Origin of the sequence: Streptomyces sp. MH60 (genome assembly GCF_002939385.1) — a bacterium.
GTDB lineage: Bacteria > Actinomycetota > Actinomycetes > Streptomycetales > Streptomycetaceae > Streptomyces.
On the sequence record NZ_MULI01000049.1, the window covers coordinates 20432 to 36099 of the forward strand.

At 73.2% G+C, this 15668-nt stretch carries 12 protein-coding genes; 5 read left to right on the top strand and 7 right to left on the bottom strand.

Annotated features, from left to right (window positions below; all coding sequences use genetic code 11):
• Positions 1–8: 8 nt before the first annotated feature.
• The 3 genes from BZZ08_RS25685 to BZZ08_RS25695 are packed head-to-tail and all read right to left on the bottom strand — an operon-like array spanning position 9 to position 5623.
• Entirely contained in the window at positions 9–1397 is a 1389-nt protein-coding gene (locus tag BZZ08_RS25685) for a hypothetical protein (protein WP_133169222.1), read from the bottom strand.
• A 5-nt stretch (positions 1398–1402) separates the two neighbouring features.
• On the bottom strand, positions 1403–4264 hold the full coding sequence (locus tag BZZ08_RS25690) for an AAA family ATPase (protein WP_104634623.1): 2862 nt from the start codon (positions 4262–4264) through the stop codon (positions 1403–1405).
• A gap of 48 nt (positions 4265–4312) precedes the next feature.
• A complete protein-coding gene (locus BZZ08_RS25695) occupies positions 4313–5623 on the bottom strand; it encodes an esterase/lipase family protein (protein WP_198601692.1) in 1311 nt (436 codons plus the stop codon).
• A 316-nt stretch (positions 5624–5939) separates the two neighbouring features.
• Here BZZ08_RS25695 and BZZ08_RS25700 point away from each other — a divergent pair, with 316 nt between their 5' ends.
• From BZZ08_RS25700 to BZZ08_RS25715, 3 genes are all read left to right on the top strand, one after another.
• Positions 5940–6482 carry a DUF1707 SHOCT-like domain-containing protein gene (locus BZZ08_RS25700; RefSeq protein WP_104634625.1) on the top strand — a complete coding sequence of 181 codons (543 nt, stop codon included), beginning with the start codon at positions 5940–5942 and terminating at the stop codon, positions 6480–6482.
• 590 nt (positions 6483–7072) lie between these two features.
• Positions 7073–7576, top strand: coding sequence for a DUF5994 family protein (locus BZZ08_RS25710; RefSeq protein WP_104634627.1), 504 nt, complete (start codon positions 7073–7075; stop codon positions 7574–7576).
• Positions 7577–7675: 99 nt separating this feature from the next.
• Positions 7676–8716, top strand: a complete 1041-nt coding sequence (locus BZZ08_RS25715; protein ID WP_104634628.1) for a fatty acid desaturase family protein — start codon at positions 7676–7678, stop codon at positions 8714–8716.
• Positions 8717–8809: 93 nt separating this feature from the next.
• On the opposite strand, the gene BZZ08_RS25720 is transcribed toward BZZ08_RS25715, so the two are convergent.
• A complete protein-coding gene (locus tag BZZ08_RS25720) occupies positions 8810–10780 on the bottom strand; it encodes a hypothetical protein (RefSeq protein WP_104634629.1) in 1971 nt (656 codons plus the stop codon).
• A 278-nt stretch (positions 10781–11058) separates the two neighbouring features.
• Between BZZ08_RS25720 and BZZ08_RS25725 the strand changes: the two genes are divergently transcribed.
• Together BZZ08_RS25725 and BZZ08_RS25730 are read left to right on the top strand one after the other, a co-directional pair.
• Positions 11059–11706 (top strand): dihydrofolate reductase family protein, encoded by a 648-nt coding sequence (locus tag BZZ08_RS25725; RefSeq protein ID WP_104634630.1) that lies wholly within the window; start codon positions 11059–11061, stop codon positions 11704–11706.
• A gap of 212 nt (positions 11707–11918) precedes the next feature.
• Positions 11919–12695 (top strand): polysaccharide deacetylase family protein, encoded by a 777-nt coding sequence (locus BZZ08_RS25730; protein WP_198601693.1) that lies wholly within the window; start codon positions 11919–11921, stop codon positions 12693–12695.
• 13 nt (positions 12696–12708) lie between these two features.
• Here BZZ08_RS25730 and BZZ08_RS25735 read toward each other — a convergent pair whose 3' ends face one another.
• The 3 genes from BZZ08_RS25735 to BZZ08_RS25745 form a co-directional block, all read right to left on the bottom strand.
• Positions 12709–13905 (bottom strand): NAD(P)/FAD-dependent oxidoreductase, encoded by a 1197-nt coding sequence (locus BZZ08_RS25735; protein ID WP_104634632.1) that lies wholly within the window; start codon positions 13903–13905, stop codon positions 12709–12711.
• A gap of 114 nt (positions 13906–14019) precedes the next feature.
• On the bottom strand, positions 14020–14964 hold the full coding sequence (gene sigJ, locus BZZ08_RS25740) for an RNA polymerase sigma factor SigJ (protein WP_104634633.1): 945 nt from the start codon (positions 14962–14964) through the stop codon (positions 14020–14022).
• Between the two features lie 21 nt (positions 14965–14985).
• Positions 14986–15666 carry a potassium-transporting ATPase subunit C gene (locus BZZ08_RS25745; protein ID WP_104634634.1) on the bottom strand — a complete coding sequence of 227 codons (681 nt, stop codon included), beginning with the start codon at positions 15664–15666 and terminating at the stop codon, positions 14986–14988.
• Between the last annotated feature and the right edge of the window lie 2 nt (positions 15667–15668).

Sequence of the window (15668 nt, forward strand, 5' to 3'; positions counted from 1 at the left end):
TCGTGCCGTCATTCTCGGGCGGTTTCCGACGGCCTGTCAGCCCGTTCGGCGAACACCACGCCGCCGCGGCCCTTGTCCTCGCCGTCCGGCTCGCCCTCGTCGGCCCACGCGCCCGGATCGAGGTCGAGCACGACGACCCCGTCCTGCGTCCCCACCGCGACGCCTCCGTCGCCCAGCCCGGTCAGGGCGTGGCAGCGCAGCCCCAGCCGCACCGTGTGCAGCAGCCGGGTGCCCGTGGGGTCCCACACCCGCAGCTCTCCCTCGCGGCCCACGGTGACCAGCACCCGGTGCGTCTCCGCCGGGCCGCGGACCACCGCCGTCGCGGCGAGCCTGCCCGGCCGTCCGGGGAACAGCGGATTCCAGGGCCCCTCCGGGCCGGCCGCCCACCAGACGTGGTGGCCGCCGTCACCGACGACGGCCAGGACGGTCGTCATGTCGTACCGGATCGAGGTCATCGCCGTGAAGGGGGCCGGCAGCCCCGTCGGAACCCGCCCCAGGAGAGCGCCGTCGCGCGCGTCCCACCAGCGCAGTTCTCCCGCGGCCGTGAGCCCGGCGAAGGCGGCATGCCCCCCGGCCAGTCGCAGCCCGGCGAGGAACTCCACGGGCGCTGCGGCAGGCGGCAGGGCCGGGGCGAGGCGCTGCGAGGGCACGGGCTTGCCGAGCGACTTCCCCGGTACGGCCTCGCCGTTCCGCCCGGCGTTGCCCCGCTCGGCCCGTACGGCCTCGCCGTCTCGCTCTCCAGCTTCGGTCTCGGCTCCCCGCTCTCCACCGCCGGTGGGGGCGCCGTCGATCCGGACGGTGCCGTCCTGGTGAGCTGTGGCCAGCAGGGTTCCGCCCTCGGGAACCGGCAGGGACGCCAAGGCCAGGACGTCGCCGCGGAGGCCCGGGGCGTCGAGCGCGGTGCCGTCGGCCGCGCTCAGGCGGGCGACGCCCCCGTCGGTGTACGCCACGCACAGCACGCCGCCGTGTACCGGGTCGGCGGCTTCCGCCAGGGCCCGCACCGGGGGCGGTGCCGTCGGCTGCCCGGTGGCGCTCCTGCCGCGCGGGTCCCACAGCCGTACGGTGCCGTCCTGGCCCGCGGTCGCCAGCACCGCCCCCTCCTCGGGATCCGTGAACGCCGTCACCGCGTACACCGGCCCCTCATGCCCCGTCAACCGCCCCAGCTCCCCCTGTCCACGCGGGTCCCACAGCCGCACGGTCCCGTCCTCACCCGCGACCGCCAGCACCACCCCCTCCTCGGGATCCGTGAACGCCGTCACCGCGCGTGCGCCCTGGCCGTGGGCCTGCCACTCGGTCTCGCGCCGACTGCGATCGGCCTGCCACACCAGCGCCCAGCCCTTCGCGTCGACCGTGACGAGCCGCTCGGCGCCGCTGCCCGGCTGCTCGAACACCGCCATGCCGTTCACCGGGCCGTGGTGGCCGGTCCGGCAGCGGCCCTCCCGGCCCTCAGCGGGGTCGAACAGCCAGAGCGGCCCTGGAAGTCGCCGATCGCCAGCTTCCCGGCGAAGGGCGCCATGGCCCGTACGGCGTCCCCCAGCAGCGAGTACGCCGGGTCGGCGGGCCGCCCGGTCGACACGTCCCAGAGTCGCAGCGTGCGATCGCTCCCGGCTGCGGCGATCAGGTCCGTTCCGTCCGGCTCGCGCAGCGGGGCGAGCGCGCACTGGGCTCCCTCGCGCGGGCCGCCGCGCAGTGCGGGTGCCGTCTCCAGGCCGGTGCGCAGGTCCCAGGCCCGCACCACCCCGGCGTCCCCGGCGCCGACGAGCAGCTTCCGCCCGTCCGCACGGCGGGTGAGCGCCTGCAACGACCGCATCGGCGCGTTCAGTCCGGCGAGGGTCAGATGCGGGGCGTGCGACGACAGCGCGGCCCACCGCACAGTCCAGGATGCGGCAGGACCGTCGTACGGCGGCATGCCGGGCGCAGCCGGGGCGGCGCCCCCCATCCGCCGGCTGCCCAGCTCGCGCAGTCCTCTGCGGTCGGCCGGAGAGGCGGCGACGGCCAGGTGCGCCAGGGCCAGGGCCCCGGTGACCGCCGGGGGCAGGGCGGCGAGCCCCGCGCCCGACCGCAGCGCGGCACCCGCCTGCGCTGCCGGGTCCAGGTGGTCGAGCACCCCGAGGTGTCCGGCCAGCACCCGCCAGCCCTCGGTGCCCGCCTCGGCGGCGTGTCCGGCGAGATGGCGCACCAGGTAGGGGTGCGGCCGCGGAACGGCCGTCGTGCCCTCGTCCTTCGCCGCGGCCAGCCGGGTCAGGGCGGTGACGACGCGCAGCCTGTCCTGCTGCGTCCGCCAGGTGTCCCGCTGATCGTCGCCGCCGAGGAGGAAATCGCGGAAGGTGCGGTGCGCCAGCCGGTAGACGGCCTGCCCGTCCTCGGCGTCGAGCATGATGTACGGCGCCGCGGCCCTGGCCACGGCATCCAACCGGGCGGCGTCGACGGGGGTGTCGTTCAGCGCGGAGGCGACCGTCGCCCAGATCCGTTCGGCCCGGGGCAGACCGCGGCCCTGTGCGAAGGCCAGGGCGCGCAGGACGGCTGTACTGCCCGGCAGCGCGTCCCGCAGCCGCGCCACGACGGCGGCGAACAGCCGCCGGTGGTCCTTGCCGAGCAGTTCCGCCAGGTCGGCCCGTCTGCGATCCAGGAGCAGCGTCGGATCAGCGATGATCTCGTGCACCGCCAGCGTGGCGTAGAGGAAGTCGCGCTCCGCCGCCGGCTGCGGCGCCGTGCAGACCAGGGCGACGACCCGCTGGACCGCCGCGTCGAGGTCGATCTCCGGGTGTGCGAACGCGCCGCGTTCGGCGAGCAGTGCCTCGCGCACGTAGATGGCGAGGTCCTGGGGGTCCCGTCGCAGGCGCAGGGTCTCGGCCGCCGGCCGTCCCAGCCCTTCGAGCAGGTCCTCCACGACGGCCCGCGGCACGTCGAGGCTGTCGGTGGACGACGGCCTGGTGCCCACCACCACGCGCACGCCGGGCAGCGCGCCGAACGCACGGAGCAGGCCGGCGAGCCGGTTCGGGTCGTCGGACGCGTCCAGGGCGTCGGCGAACAGGGTCCAGCGCCGTTCACCGGGCCGTACGGCGTCCAGGAGGGCGCGGATGCGTTCGTCGTCGTTGGAGGCGTCCGGCGCAGTCGCCACGGCGAACACCTCGGCGAGCTGCCCCACGGCCTGCCGGACCGAGGCGCCGGTGAGATTCAGGAAGGTGTCCGCCCGGGGTCGCGGAACGTCCTCGGGCCACGGATCGTGCCGCAACGCGGGTCCGGCCCCAGGTGATTCGCCGTGCCCCGCGGCGCGCAACAGGATGTGGCCGAGGAGCGCGGACTTCCCACAGCCGGGCGGCCCGGTCACCGCCAGCACGCCATGGTCGGCGTCCGCCAGCCAGCCCGCGATCCGGTCGCGCTCCCCGGACCGTCCGACGAACAGCCACGACAGCTCGCCGGAGGGGGACCCGGCCGGGACGGGGGCGGATGCGTCGGCCGGGACGGGGGCGGGTTCGGCGGACGCCGTCTCCGCGCGCGGCCGTGCGTAGTCCTCCAACGTCATGATCACGGATGCGGCCGCCCCGTCCCGGCGGGCCAGGATCTCGTCCCCGGCCAGCTGGTACCAGACCCGGCCCGGCTCCAGCAGGTCCTGGATGCGCTGCGCCAGGTCCCTGAGGCGTATGTGGCTGTAGTTGCCAGAGAACTCGCCCAGCACCGTGGTGAGCACCTCGCGGAAGGAGGCCAGGTATCCCCAGCCTTGGTCGGCCCCCGAACCGATGATCACCAGGCGCTCGGCGGCGCGCCGATTCACGACGTACATCAGCAGCTTGTCGACGAAGCGGGCGGCTCCGCACGCCTCGACGACCACGACAGCCCAGTAGTCCTCGCGGGCGCGGCGGCGGAACTGGCGGACGATGTGATCGCCCAGCTGGTCGGGCTTGACGCTGTCGTCCTCGTCGTCGACGCCCGCGCCGCGGACGGCGAGCAGGGCGTCGTCCTCGTTCGACTCGCCGTGACCGAACCAGAGCAGCATGGAGTTGCGGGGCGGGCGCGCCCGGGACCACTCACGCAGCCGTGCCTCGGTGGCCCCGCCGGTGCGGTCCTCGCCCTGCCACGGCCGGTGTTCGCCGCCCCAGCCGGTCAGCAGTTCGGCGACGCCGTCCGCCTCCGCCACGACCTCGTGCAGCTCGGCGAAGCGGCTCGTGTCGACGTACGTGTCCATCGGCAGCGTGACGATGGTGAAGCCGTCGTCCTGGCCGAGGGGGTCGGGCAAGCCCCCGTCCAGCCCGTCACCGTGCATGCGGGTCCCACTCCCCGTGTCGTCTCTCTCCGCGCGTCCGAACTCCGCTCAGCCGACCATGACCAGCCGGGTGACCGGGTCGCCGCCGGCGCCCACCTTCACCCGGTACAGGCCGGGGTCGTCGAGCAGCACACGGGCGCTGAGCAGCGCGTCCTCCCCTGGTACGGGTGTCAGCAGCGGCTTGCGGACCGGGTTCTGAAGCGCCTCGGCACCGGCGTCCTCCACCAGGCAGCTGACCCGGTCCGGGTCCTGTTCGGTGCGTGCCACGACCTCGAAGGCGGTGCCGGCCGGGACCCGGTCGGGGGTGTCGAGCCCGACGTCGGCGCCGCCGAGGCGTGCGCCGCGCCGGTTTCCGGTGAGCAGGCCGCGGGCGAAGTCGAGAACCGAGCCGGTGACCGCGAGGGCGGCATGCTGCTGGGCGACGGAGTAGGTCTCCACGTCGCGGTGGGTGGTGGAGTAGCGAAAGACGGTACCGTCGCCGCCGTGGTCGTACTCGACGAGCCGGCCGATCGCGTCGCGCAGGAGTTCGCCGTCGTCGTGCCGGTCGTAACCGACGTGCCGGGCCTCGACTACGCCGTCCCGGATGCGCAGCGACTGGGTGGTGTCCTGGGCGGTGCCTTCCACGATGCGGTGGCCGGGCAGATCGACCCCGTCGAGCCGGGCGTGCAACCGGAAGGCCGCGTCACCCAGTTCGCGGTCGCCGCCGACGGCCTCCACGTCACCGGGGGTCAGCGCCACCACATCGTCCCCCGTATCCAGGCAGCGGTAGCTGGGCAGCAGTTCATGCACGCCGGGCAGGGTGCGGGCCAGCCGACTCAGGTTCCTCGCGGGGAGCCCCAGCATGCCGCGGCCGCTGTTGAGGATCTCCATGGCCTTGACGGCGCCGTGGAAGGGCGTTCCCGCGGTCAGCACGGCACGGACGTCGGTGAGGGCGCCCGGGATCAGCCCCAGCGCCGCGGCCACCAGGCCGCCCATGGAGTGCGCGACGATGACCATCCGGGCGGGCCGCTGGTCGGGGGCGGCGGCCCGGGCCGCTCGGCAGTCGGGATGGGCGCGCCAGGCGGTGAGATGCTGGTCGATCCTGTCGGCCAGCGCCTTGGCGTTGTGCTCGACGGGAAGCCGCCAGTCGTAGCCGAACTCGCCGACGGCGGCCGGGTGGACGACGGCCTTGCGAAGGCCCTTGACCAGCGGGCCGTAGGGCTCGAAGCCGTCGGTCAGCGGCATCCAGGCCGGCGTCCGCAGCAGTCGGCCGGGCACCACCCGGCCGAGTCGGCCCGCACGCTCGTGGTCGGTCAGGACGAGCGCGTCCATGCCCTTCTCGAGGTCCCAACGGGCGGCGTACTCCGCCACCTTGCGCATGCCCCACAGCATGCGACCCGTGGCGGCCTCGTATAACTCCGTGCCCATGATCCCCGGCACGACCAGGACTGCGTCATGCGTGGTCCCCGGCCGGGCAGGACCCCTGTCCCGAACAATCGTCGAATCCATGGAGCAAAGTTAATGGAGGAGCACGGGAGACGATACGGGCTTGCTTCCGGACGAATCGTTCCACGCTGCCGGAGCCGGGGCGGCGCGGGACGTCCTTTCATCCGGACCGACTGTGGGACCGGTGGCGAACCGTCCTCCGGGTCTCCCTTGACGGGTTCACTCGTCGGCTCGGCAGTACGGTGAACCCGTGACCTCCTTACCGGAAGAAGCGCCGTCGCTGATCGGTGAAGACGACCGCGAGGCAGCCGTGCGACGCCTGCAGGAGGCGTACGCGGAAGGGCTCATCGCACACGAGGTGTTGGACGAGCGCCTTCATCGGGCGCTCAGCGCCCTGACGCAGAGCGAACTCGCGTCCGCTCTGTCCTCGCTCCCGGAGGGACACCCGGACAGCACGGCCACGATCGCCGCCGCCGGTGGACGGATCAAACGGCGTGGCGCGTGGCGGGTGCCTCGTGTCCTCAAGGTCGGGTCAGCATATGGAAGGGTGCGCCTGGACCTGTCCCGGGCGGTCATCGAGCACCCGGTCGTCGACATCGAGCTGCAACTGGGAACCGGCGGGGCCAGGATCACGGTGCCTCGTGACGCGACAGTCGACGTCGAAGGGTTGAGCACGGGCTGGAAGGACCTGCGCTACAGGGTCCCGCGGCGTTCCCGGCCCGGCGGGCCGACGATTCGAATCTCCGGGGTCATGGGATACGGACGCCTGAAGATCCGCCACTCCCTGCGTTGAGTCCCCATCCGGTGCTTCGACCCCGCCGGCTGCGGGCGCGGCACTGGGCGGGCACCAGGTCTCCCCGTGCCTCGCGAAGAGCCGTGCCCACGACAGGCCCCGCCACGGCCACCTGCCGAAGCTCGTCATCTGACCAGGTACTCGCCCACGTGCCTCCCGGCAGCACCGACGACGCGGCCCCGCTCGCCCTGCGGGTGCCGACGCCATGAGACGACGGCGGCGTCCGCCCGCTGCTGACGCTCCGCTACCGATGACCGACCGTCACGCCGCCTTTACGCGCCGGGGAGTAGGCTGAGGGGACCGAGGGCATCAGGCACGCCGGCGGCGGGCCGGCTCCACCCTCGGAATCCAACGGAGTTCCTCACGCCGGACGGCGCCCCCTTCACTCCGTGCATGCCCGCCGACTCTCCTCCCACGAGTTCTCGCTGATCGTCGTCCCCGCTCTTCTCAAGAGACGGGCGCGGGCGGGCCGTCAGCCGCCGTGCCCCGTAGCCCTCTACGCCGCGGCCGGTGCCCGCGTCCGCCGCACCCACCGGACCGCCTCGCCGCCCCGGGTACCAGAAACGCCCACTTCGTCAGAGAGAACTCACGTGACCACCGCTCCGGACGCACCGTCCGCCCTCCCCCTGCCCCTCGTCCGCCTGCGCCTCGCGCCACGCGGCGTGCTGCCCCGCCGGAACGACGGAGTGTGGTGGCCGCACTCCCGCGACCTGCTGACGCAGCTCCCCAAGTTGCTCGCCGCGCTGCCGAGCGCGTGGGGCGACATCGTCGGCGTCACCGTGGACGCCGCGGCCTGGTCGGCGGCACCGGGGCGCATGTTCGTCGCCAACCAGGTCGTACGCCTGAACAAGGCCCCGGTCTCGCCGCCCGCGCTGGACAGGGTCACCCTGCTCTCCCCCGGTCTCGGCCGTTGGGACCTGCTGGTGGTGTCGCCGGACGCGACGGAGGAAGCCGCCGCCCTCCTCATGGCCACCGCACTCGAAGGCCGCGTGCCCGGCGCCGACGGAGAAGTCCGCCCTCCGGTGCCGACGGCGGCAACGGATCCTCGCAGCCATGTGGGACCCACCGGGCCGGGAACCCGTGCCCGGGGGTAGGCGCCGCCGTAGGGCAGGTTCGGGTACGCGCCCGGTCCCCGCAGCTGCCTTGCTCGCCGCTCCGAGTCATCCGCCCGCCTCTCAGGGAGCTTCCCCCTCATGACCATGGCCACCACCTCCGCCACGCGTTCCGACGGCCCCGGCAGCGACTTCGCCCGGCTGTCGAAGAGGATCGCGGACGCCGGTCTGATGAGGCGCCGCCCCGGCTACTACACGTTGCGGATCACCGCCGTGACGGGGCTCTACGCCGCCGGCTGGGCCGCCTTCGCCTTCCTCGGCCCCTCATGGTGGACGCTGGCGGTCGCCGCCTTCATGGCCGTCATGTACGGGCAGGTCGCGCTGGTCGCCCACGACATGGCCCACCGGCAGGTGTTCCGCCGCCGCCGGGCCAGTGAAGTGTCCGGTCGGATCGCCGGCGCGGCGATCGGCATGAGTTACGGCTGGTGGCAGGACAAGCACACGCGTCATCACGCCAACCCCAACACCGAGGACCTCGACCCCGACATCGGCCCCGACCTGCTCGTCTGGTCGCCGGACCAGGCTCGCGCGGCCACCGGTCTCCCCCGCCTGCTCGGCCGCTGGCAGGCGTTCCTGTTCTTTCCGCTGCTCACGCTGGAGGGTTTCAACCTGCACGTGGCGAGCGGCAGGGCGGTCGCCAACCGCCGGCTCAAGCGCCGCGCGCTCGACGGCAGCCTGCTGTTCGCGCACTGCGCGGTCTACCTGACCGCCCTGTTCTGGGTGCTGCCGCCGGGCATGGCGTTCGCCTTCCTCGCCGTCCACCAGTGCCTGTTCGGCGTCTACCTCGGGTCCGCCTTCGCACCCAACCACAAGGGGATGCCGATCCTGTCGGCCGACGACCGCCCCGACTTCCTCCGCCGCCAGGTGCTCACCTCACGCAATGTCAACGGAGGCCGGCTCACCGACCTGGCGCTCGGCGGCCTGAACCACCAGATCGAGCACCACCTCTTCCCGAGCATGCCGAGCCCCAACCTGCGCAGGGCCCGCGCCATCGTCCGGCGGTACTGCGGGGAACAGGGCGTCGACTACGCGGAGACGGGGCTGGTCGCCTCGTACCGGCTGGCACTCGCCAGCCTCCACGACGCCGGCGCACCGCTCCGGCGCTCCCGCGCCCGAGCCTAGAAGCCGGAAGCCGCGGACCGGCGTGCCGGTGTGGACGGCCGTCGCCGGTACGGCCCGCCGGGGTCCGGGGCGCCGTACCGGCGTCGGGGTGGGTTACTTGGTGAAGGTGAAGTACTTCCAGGAGCCGTGCGTCGTGGAGTTGATCGTGTCACCGGAGGAGCCGTTGACGTACGACGAGCGCATGCGGGCGCGGAGGCCGGACTCGCCGGGTGCCTCCAGGCGTACGGCCGACTTGCCGCCGGTGCCCAGGGCGAAGTACTCGGTGGCGGAGTCGCGCCAGGCGCCCCGGTAGTAGACCTGGAGCTGGAAGCGCTGCTTGCGGCCCTTGTAGTAGTTCATGGTGGTGGTGAACACCGGATCGGTCTTCTTGTGGAAGTAGTAGTACGTCGTGGAGCCGATCCGGCCCGTCTTGTAGTGCTTGGAGACGGCGGTGGAGACCCTGACGTGGGCGTACCCCGTGGACTTCACGGTCTTCGCGGCGTAGCGGGCGTCGCCGGTGAAGACCGCGGAGACGGTGGTGTCGCGGGTCAGGGTGACGGTGGCCGACAGGTTGCCCTTGGAGTTGACCTTGGCCGTCCTGAGCAGCTTCTTCGGCTTGTCGGTGCCGAAGGGGTCCGTGTAGATCGAGACGGTCCGGTTCTTGTACGTCGTGCCGAGGTGCGCGGTGAAGGTGACCTTCTTGCCGTACGCGTACACCTTGCCGTTGTTGTTCAGGCTCAGCACGGCCGTCCTGCGGGAGACGTCCACCGCGTCCGAGCCGGCGGCCGGGGCGTGCGTGGCGTCGCCCGCGTAGGAGACCTTGTAGGTGACCTTGCCGCCGGCGGGCGGTGTGTCCGTGAAGGAGAAGCTGCCGTCCGCCTTCGTCCTGACGGCGGCCAGCGTCCTGCCCTTCGGCGACTCGACGTCCGTACGGGTCACCTTCAGGCCGGTGCCGGCGGCCAGGGGCTTCCTGGAGGTCAGCTTGCCGGTGACGGTGAGCTTCTTGGCCCGTTCCGACTTGGCCGGGGCCGCCACCTTGAGGGAGGGCAGTTCCTTGGTGGGGTCGGTCAGGGCGCGCAGGGTGTGGGTGCCGTAGGTGTTCACGGAGACGGCGAAGACCCGGCTCGAGTCCGGCGCCCAGGCGAGGGCCCCGTCCACGAGGGTGTCGGCGCCGCTGCTGTTGCCGGTGTTGGGGAAGTCGTACTCCCGCACGGGCACCTTGTCACCGGGCCGGTGGACGTGGACGTCGGGGTCGTACCAGGAAAAGCTGCCCCCCGCGACGCTGCCGTCCGGCGCGACCCGCACCGCGTTCGGGTAGGCGTCGATGGGGTAGCCCGACTGCTCGGTGAGGTCGGCCGTCGAGTAGGAGCCGAGGCCGTAGCCGTACTCCGGGTCGCCCCACGAGGTGAGGACCTGCTTGCCGTCGGGCGTCAGGTCCAGCTGCTTCACGGCCGTGTCCATGGCGCCCTTGACCCGCAGCGCGGCCCCGTCCGCCGAGACGTCGTAGACGGCGAGGTCGCCGCCGTTGCCGGCCACCAGGACGCCCGGGACCGCGGGGTCCGACGCCAGGAACATCCCGAAGGCGCCGTAGAAGTCGGCGTCGCCGCGCTGGGCGAGGTGCACGACGGGTTCCGGGCCGGAGGTGTCCAACGAGCCGAAGTCCGTCCCGTGGGCGAACCAGATCCGGCCGTCCACCACCTCCAGGTCGCCGGGAGCCGCGCCCACCGGGTAGCTCGCGGTCCGGGTGTACGTGCTCGTCGCCACCGAGACGATCCGGTTGCCGCCGGTCACGGCCGCGTACAGCTGCCCGGAGTCGGCGGACAGTGCCAGGCCGGAGACACCGGAGAGGCCGGTCAGTGTCGCCTTCACGGTGCCGCTGTAGTCGGTGACGACGATCTTGCCGCCGGTCGGGTCGGAGACGTAGACCCGCTGGTGGGCTCCGTCCACGACCAGGTCGCCGACCGACTTCACCGGAAGGCCCTTCGCCGAGTCGGCCGATGCCGGGCCCGCCACGCCCCCCACCAGGACGGCGGAACTGAGGACGACCGCGAGTGCCGTCGCGGTCGCGATGCTGCGCGTGCGCACAGTGATGTGAACCCCCACAGAAGAAGCCCGGTTCGCACCGGGCGAGAACGAGAGGCCGCGCGTCCCCCCGCACCCGACGACGGGTGCGCGAGCGCTGCCGAGGACGCAGCGTATGACATGTGAGGGACAAGTGAAGACGGCGAGGTCCGCGCGCGGGAGCCGCGCGCCGGGCACGCGTCGAAAGAAGTCGCGCGCCGCTGTCGATCCGGTGGCCTCCCGTTCGACATCTTGACGTAGGACGCATCGCCCGGAACCCACAGGACCTGATGAGGGAACGCATGGATCAGCTGCTGCGAGTGCAGAACTTCACCGTCTCGAGCGACGGCGTCGCCGCCGGCGAGGACCAGAGTCTGGAGCGGCCCTTCGGCCACGCCGTCGATCCGGCGCGGCTCATGGCCTGGGCCGGCGCCACGGCGAGCTGGCCCAACCGCACCGAGCCAGGGGGGAGCCGGGGCCTCGACGACTACTTCACCCGGGACTTCAGCCACAACATCGGCGCCGAGATCATGGGCCGCAACAAGTTCGGGCCCCAGCGCGGGCCGTGGCAGGACCACGACTGGCGCGGCTGGTGGGGCGACGAGCCGCCGTTCCACACACCGGTGTTCGTCCTGACCCACCACACGCGTCCGTCGTTCACGCTCTCCGACACCACGTTCCACTTCGTGGACGGCGACCCGGCCGGCGTGCTCGCGCAGGCGCGGGAGGCCGCGCAGGGCAAGGACGTCCGGCTCGGCGGCGGCGTGTCCACCATCCGGGAGTTCCTCGACGCCGACCTCGTCGACACCCTGCACGTGGTCGTCGCGCCGGTCACGATGGGGTCCGGGCTGCGCCTGTGGGACTCGCCCGAGGAGCTGCTGGACCGGTTCCACGGAGAGGCCGTGCCCAGCCCGAGCGGCGTGACGCACCATCTGTTCTGGCGCAAGTGACCACCCGGACCAGCCGTTCACGGCCCGGTGCCTCGGGGGGCCTTCACCGGCCAGTGCTTCAGGGTCCGGCCCGTCGACTTGTCCGCGAACTCCCCCGGGATTGTCCGTGATCCGTAACGGCGGGATCCCGCGGCCCGGTTCTCCCGTCCTGTCATGTGGTCCCCGACGTGAGCGGGGGCGGCGAGGAACTAGGCGAAGGCGGGGCGGCGGACATGGCGCGGCACGGTGGTGGACGAGGCTGGTACGGCAAGGTCGTCGGGGCGGCGCTCGGTGTGACGATGCTCGCCGTCGGCGCCTCGGTGTGGACCGCGCAGGCCGACTCCGTCGGGGGCCCTCCGGCGCCGGGGGCGTCCGCGTCGGCCACGCCGGGCGGTGCCGCCGAGCCGGTCGACATCAGCATCGCGCACGCCTCGGACGCCGGGCCGCGCGGCGTGAACATCACCATCGACGACGGTCCCGACCCGGCGTGGACGCCCCAGGTGCTGGACCTGCTGGACGAGTACGGGGTGAAGGCCACCTTCTGCATGACGGGCGGTCAGGCGCAGGCCCACCCGGACCTCGTGAAGGACGTCGTCGCCGCCGGGCACCGGCTGTGCGACCACTCGGTGTCGCACGACACCGGCATGGACAAGAAGTCCGAGGCCTACCAGTCCAAGGAGATCCTGGACGCCGAGCGCATGATCATCGAGGCGTCCGGGGGCGTCCGGCCGATGTACTACCGGGCCCCCGGCGGGGCGTTCACCCCCTACAGCCGCAAGCTCGCCGCCTCCCACGGCATGCGTCCGCTGGGCTGGAACGTGGACACCAAGGACTTCGAGCGGCCCGGCACGGACGCCATCGTCGCCACCGTCCAGCGGGAGCTGTCCAACGGCCCGACCATCCTCTTCCACGACGCCGGGGGCGACCGCACCCAGACCGTCGAGGCCCTGCGGCAGGTCCTGCCCTGGCTGAAGGAGCAGGGCCACACCTTCGGGTTCCCGGTGCGCTGAGCGTGGCGGGGGCTCAGCCCGTCGTCGCCGGCTGCGGAGCGGGGGCCGTGACCGGGCGGCGCCGGGTCGGGATGCCGAGGGTCGGGTTGGCGACGCCCCAGGCCGCGGACTTGCAGACGAGTTCCTTGTAGAGGGCGGCGAGCCGTCCGGTCAGGGCCCCGCGCACGGCCCGGTCGTCGGCGGTGACGTACTGGATCAGGCCCTGGCCGCGGCCCAGCGAGATGCACTGGTTGAAGTAGCGCGGCGTCACGTTCGGCAGCTTTCCGCCGGTCAGCCGGGCCGCGATGGCGTCGGCGGCCTGCCAGGCGGTGGGGACGCCCGAGGCGCACGACATCCGCAGCGGCTTGCCGCCGGGGCCCGCCGCGAGCGCCGCGTCGCCGACCGCGTACACGTCCGGGTGGGACACCGAGCGCATGGTCGCGTCGACCACGATCCGGCCGGTGTCGGTGACCTCCAGCGTGGTGGCCCGGGCCAGCGGGTGGACGGCGAATCCGGTGGTCCACACCGTCACGTCGGCCGGTACGGACGTGCCGTCGGCGGTGACGACGTGGTCCGCGGCCACGGCCGTGACGGGGGCGTTCTCGTACGCCGTGATGCCGAGGGCGGCGAAGACCTTCCGCAGGTGGCGGCGGCCCCCGGGGGAGAGCCAGTCGCCGAGGCCGCCGCGCGCCGTGAGCGACACGTCCAGGTCCGGGCGGGCCTCGGCGATCTCGGACGCGGCCTCCAGGCCGGTGAGCCCGCCGCCGACCACGACCACGGACCCCCCTGCCTCCAGCCCCGCCAGGCGTTCGCGCAGCCGGAGCGCGCCCGCGCGGCCGGCGATCTCGTGGGCGTGCTCCACGGCACCGGGGACGTCCTGCGGGTCCCAGGCGCTGCCGAGGGCGTAGACCAGGGTGTCGTACGCCAGTTCGGCGGCGCCGTCCGGACCGGTGACGGAGACGGCCCTGCGGTCGGCGTCCACGCCGGTGACCCGCGCGATCCGCACGTCGACCCCGGTGTGCGCGAACATCGCGTCGAGCGGCCGGGTCCTGAGGTCCTGGCCGACGGCGAGCTGGTGCATCCGGACCCGTTCGACGAAGTGGGGCTCGGCGTTGACGAGGGTGATGGCCGCGTCCTCGCTCCGCAGTCGCCTGGCGAGGCGACCGGCGGCGACGGCTCCGGCGTATCCGGCGCCCAGGACGACGATGCGGTGCCGCGGGGTGTGCTGCATGACGTGCTCCCTTGTCTCCGGCCGCTGAGGGTCTCTCCAGCGGGACTCGCCCCGTGAACCGGGCAGCCCGCCGATTCCTGACAGGGACGGGGAGTGACGCGCACCACAGTCCGGTCAGAAGACCTGGAGCAGGGGGTCCCCGTGGTCGGTGGCCGTCCACCGACGGGTGGCGCGTTCGAGCTTGTCGGGGTTGACCTGGTTGCGGAAGCCCGCGAGTCCCTCGGGCGTGACCTCCAGGCACATGATCCCGATGACCCGGCCGTGCACGACGGCCACGACGGCGGGGTCGCCGTTGGCGGTGACGGCGTAGATCTCGGCGGGACCGCCGGTCAGGGCGCGCTTGGCCTTGCCGGGCTTGAACAGGCCCCGCAGGAACGTCGCCACGGCGCGGGCGCCCTCGAACGCCTTGGCGCGGGCCGGGATTTTGCCGCCGCCGTCGCCGATCGACACGGCGTCCTGGGTGAGCAGCCGGATCAGCGGTTCGGTCCGGCCGCTGGTGGCCGCCGCGAGGAACTCGTCGACGATCCGCCGGGCCGCGGCCTCGTCGACCTCGGTGCGGGCCGTGCCCCGCGCGACGTGCTTCCTGGCCCGGTGCAGGGTCTGCTGGCTGGCGTCCTCCGTGATGTCGAGGATCGCGGCGATCTCCCGGTGCGGGTACCCGAACGCCTCCCGCAGGACGTACACCGCCCGCTCGGCCGGTGAGAGCCGCTCCAGCAGGGCGAGGACCGCCAGGGAGACCGACTCGCGCTGCTCGGCCGTCTCCGCCGGGCCGAGCATGGGGTCGCCGTCGAGCAGCGGCTCGGGCAGCCACTGGCCCACGTAGGTCTCCCGGCGGGCGCGGGCCGAGGTGAGCTGGTTGAGGCAGAGGTTGGTGAGGACCTTGGTCAGCCAGGCCTCGGGGACCTCGACGCGTCCGACGTCGGCCGCCTGCCAGCGCAGGAAGGTTTCCTGCACGGCGTCCTCCGCCTCGCTCGCGGAGCCGAGGAGGCGGTAGGCGATGGCCTCCAGACGGGGCCTGGAGGCCTCGAACCGTTCCACGTCGCGCACGGTCAGGGCCATGGCCCGGATTGTAACCAGACGTCAGTTGCCGGCCGCGGGTGCCACCAGTTCCTTTAGCGCGATGTTCAGTTCCAGCACGTTCACCCGCGGTTCGCCGATGAAGCCGAGGGTGCGGGAGGCGGTGTGCTCGTCGACGAGCCGCTGGACGCGCTCGGCGGGCAGGCCGTTCCGCTCGGCGACCCGGTGCACCTGGAGGCCGGCGTACCGCGGGGAGATGTCCGGGTCCAGTCCCGACCCGGAGGAGGTGACGGCGTCCGCGGGCACGTCCTCGGGCCGCACGGGGTGGCCGGGCACGGAGTTGTCCTTCACCACGGCGGCCTTGGCCTCCCGCACCCACCGGACCAGTTCCGCGTCGTCGGCGGAGCGGTTGGTGGCCCCGGACAGGATGAGGTCGTACTGGGTGTTGACGCTGTTGGTGCCGAGGCCGTTTTGGGGGCGGCCCTGGAACCACTTCAGGTCCGGCTCCGGGGTCTTCCGGCCGTCCCGCAGCGGCAGGTCGTACGCCTGGCCGATGAGGGACGAGCCGACGACCCCGCCGCCGTCCGCGGTGATCTCCGAGCCGTTGGCCTTCCCGGGGAACAGCCCCTGTGCGACGCCGGTGACGACGAGCGGGTAGACGATGCCGGTGACCACGGTCAGGACGAGCAGGGCGCGCAGGCCCGCCGCGACCAGCCGGGCGGCGTTGGTCAGCGAAGTGTTCATGT

Excerpts from the sequence above, each read along its gene's own strand:
- BZZ08_RS25685 (WP_133169222.1), bottom strand. The coding sequence starts at position 1,397 with ATGGCGGTGTTCGAGCAGCCGGGCAGCGGCGCCGAGCGGCTCGTCACG.
- BZZ08_RS25690 (WP_104634623.1), bottom strand. The coding sequence starts at position 4,264 with ATGCACGGTGACGGGCTGGACGGGGGCTTGCCCGACCCCCTCGGCCAG.
- BZZ08_RS25695 (WP_198601692.1), bottom strand. The coding sequence starts at position 5,623 with ATGCGCAAGGTGGCGGAGTACGCCGCCCGTTGGGACCTCGAGAAGGGC.
- BZZ08_RS25715 (WP_104634628.1), top strand. The coding sequence starts at position 7,676 with ATGACCATGGCCACCACCTCCGCCACGCGTTCCGACGGCCCCGGCAGC.
- BZZ08_RS25725 (WP_104634630.1), top strand. The coding sequence starts at position 11,059 with ATGGATCAGCTGCTGCGAGTGCAGAACTTCACCGTCTCGAGCGACGGC.
- BZZ08_RS25730 (WP_198601693.1), top strand. The coding sequence starts at position 11,919 with ATGGCGCGGCACGGTGGTGGACGAGGCTGGTACGGCAAGGTCGTCGGG.
- BZZ08_RS25735 (WP_104634632.1), bottom strand. The coding sequence starts at position 13,905 with ATGCAGCACACCCCGCGGCACCGCATCGTCGTCCTGGGCGCCGGATAC.
- sigJ (WP_104634633.1), bottom strand. The coding sequence starts at position 14,964 with ATGGCCCTGACCGTGCGCGACGTGGAACGGTTCGAGGCCTCCAGGCCC.
- BZZ08_RS25745 (WP_104634634.1), bottom strand. The coding sequence starts at position 15,666 with ATGAACACTTCGCTGACCAACGCCGCCCGGCTGGTCGCGGCGGGCCTG.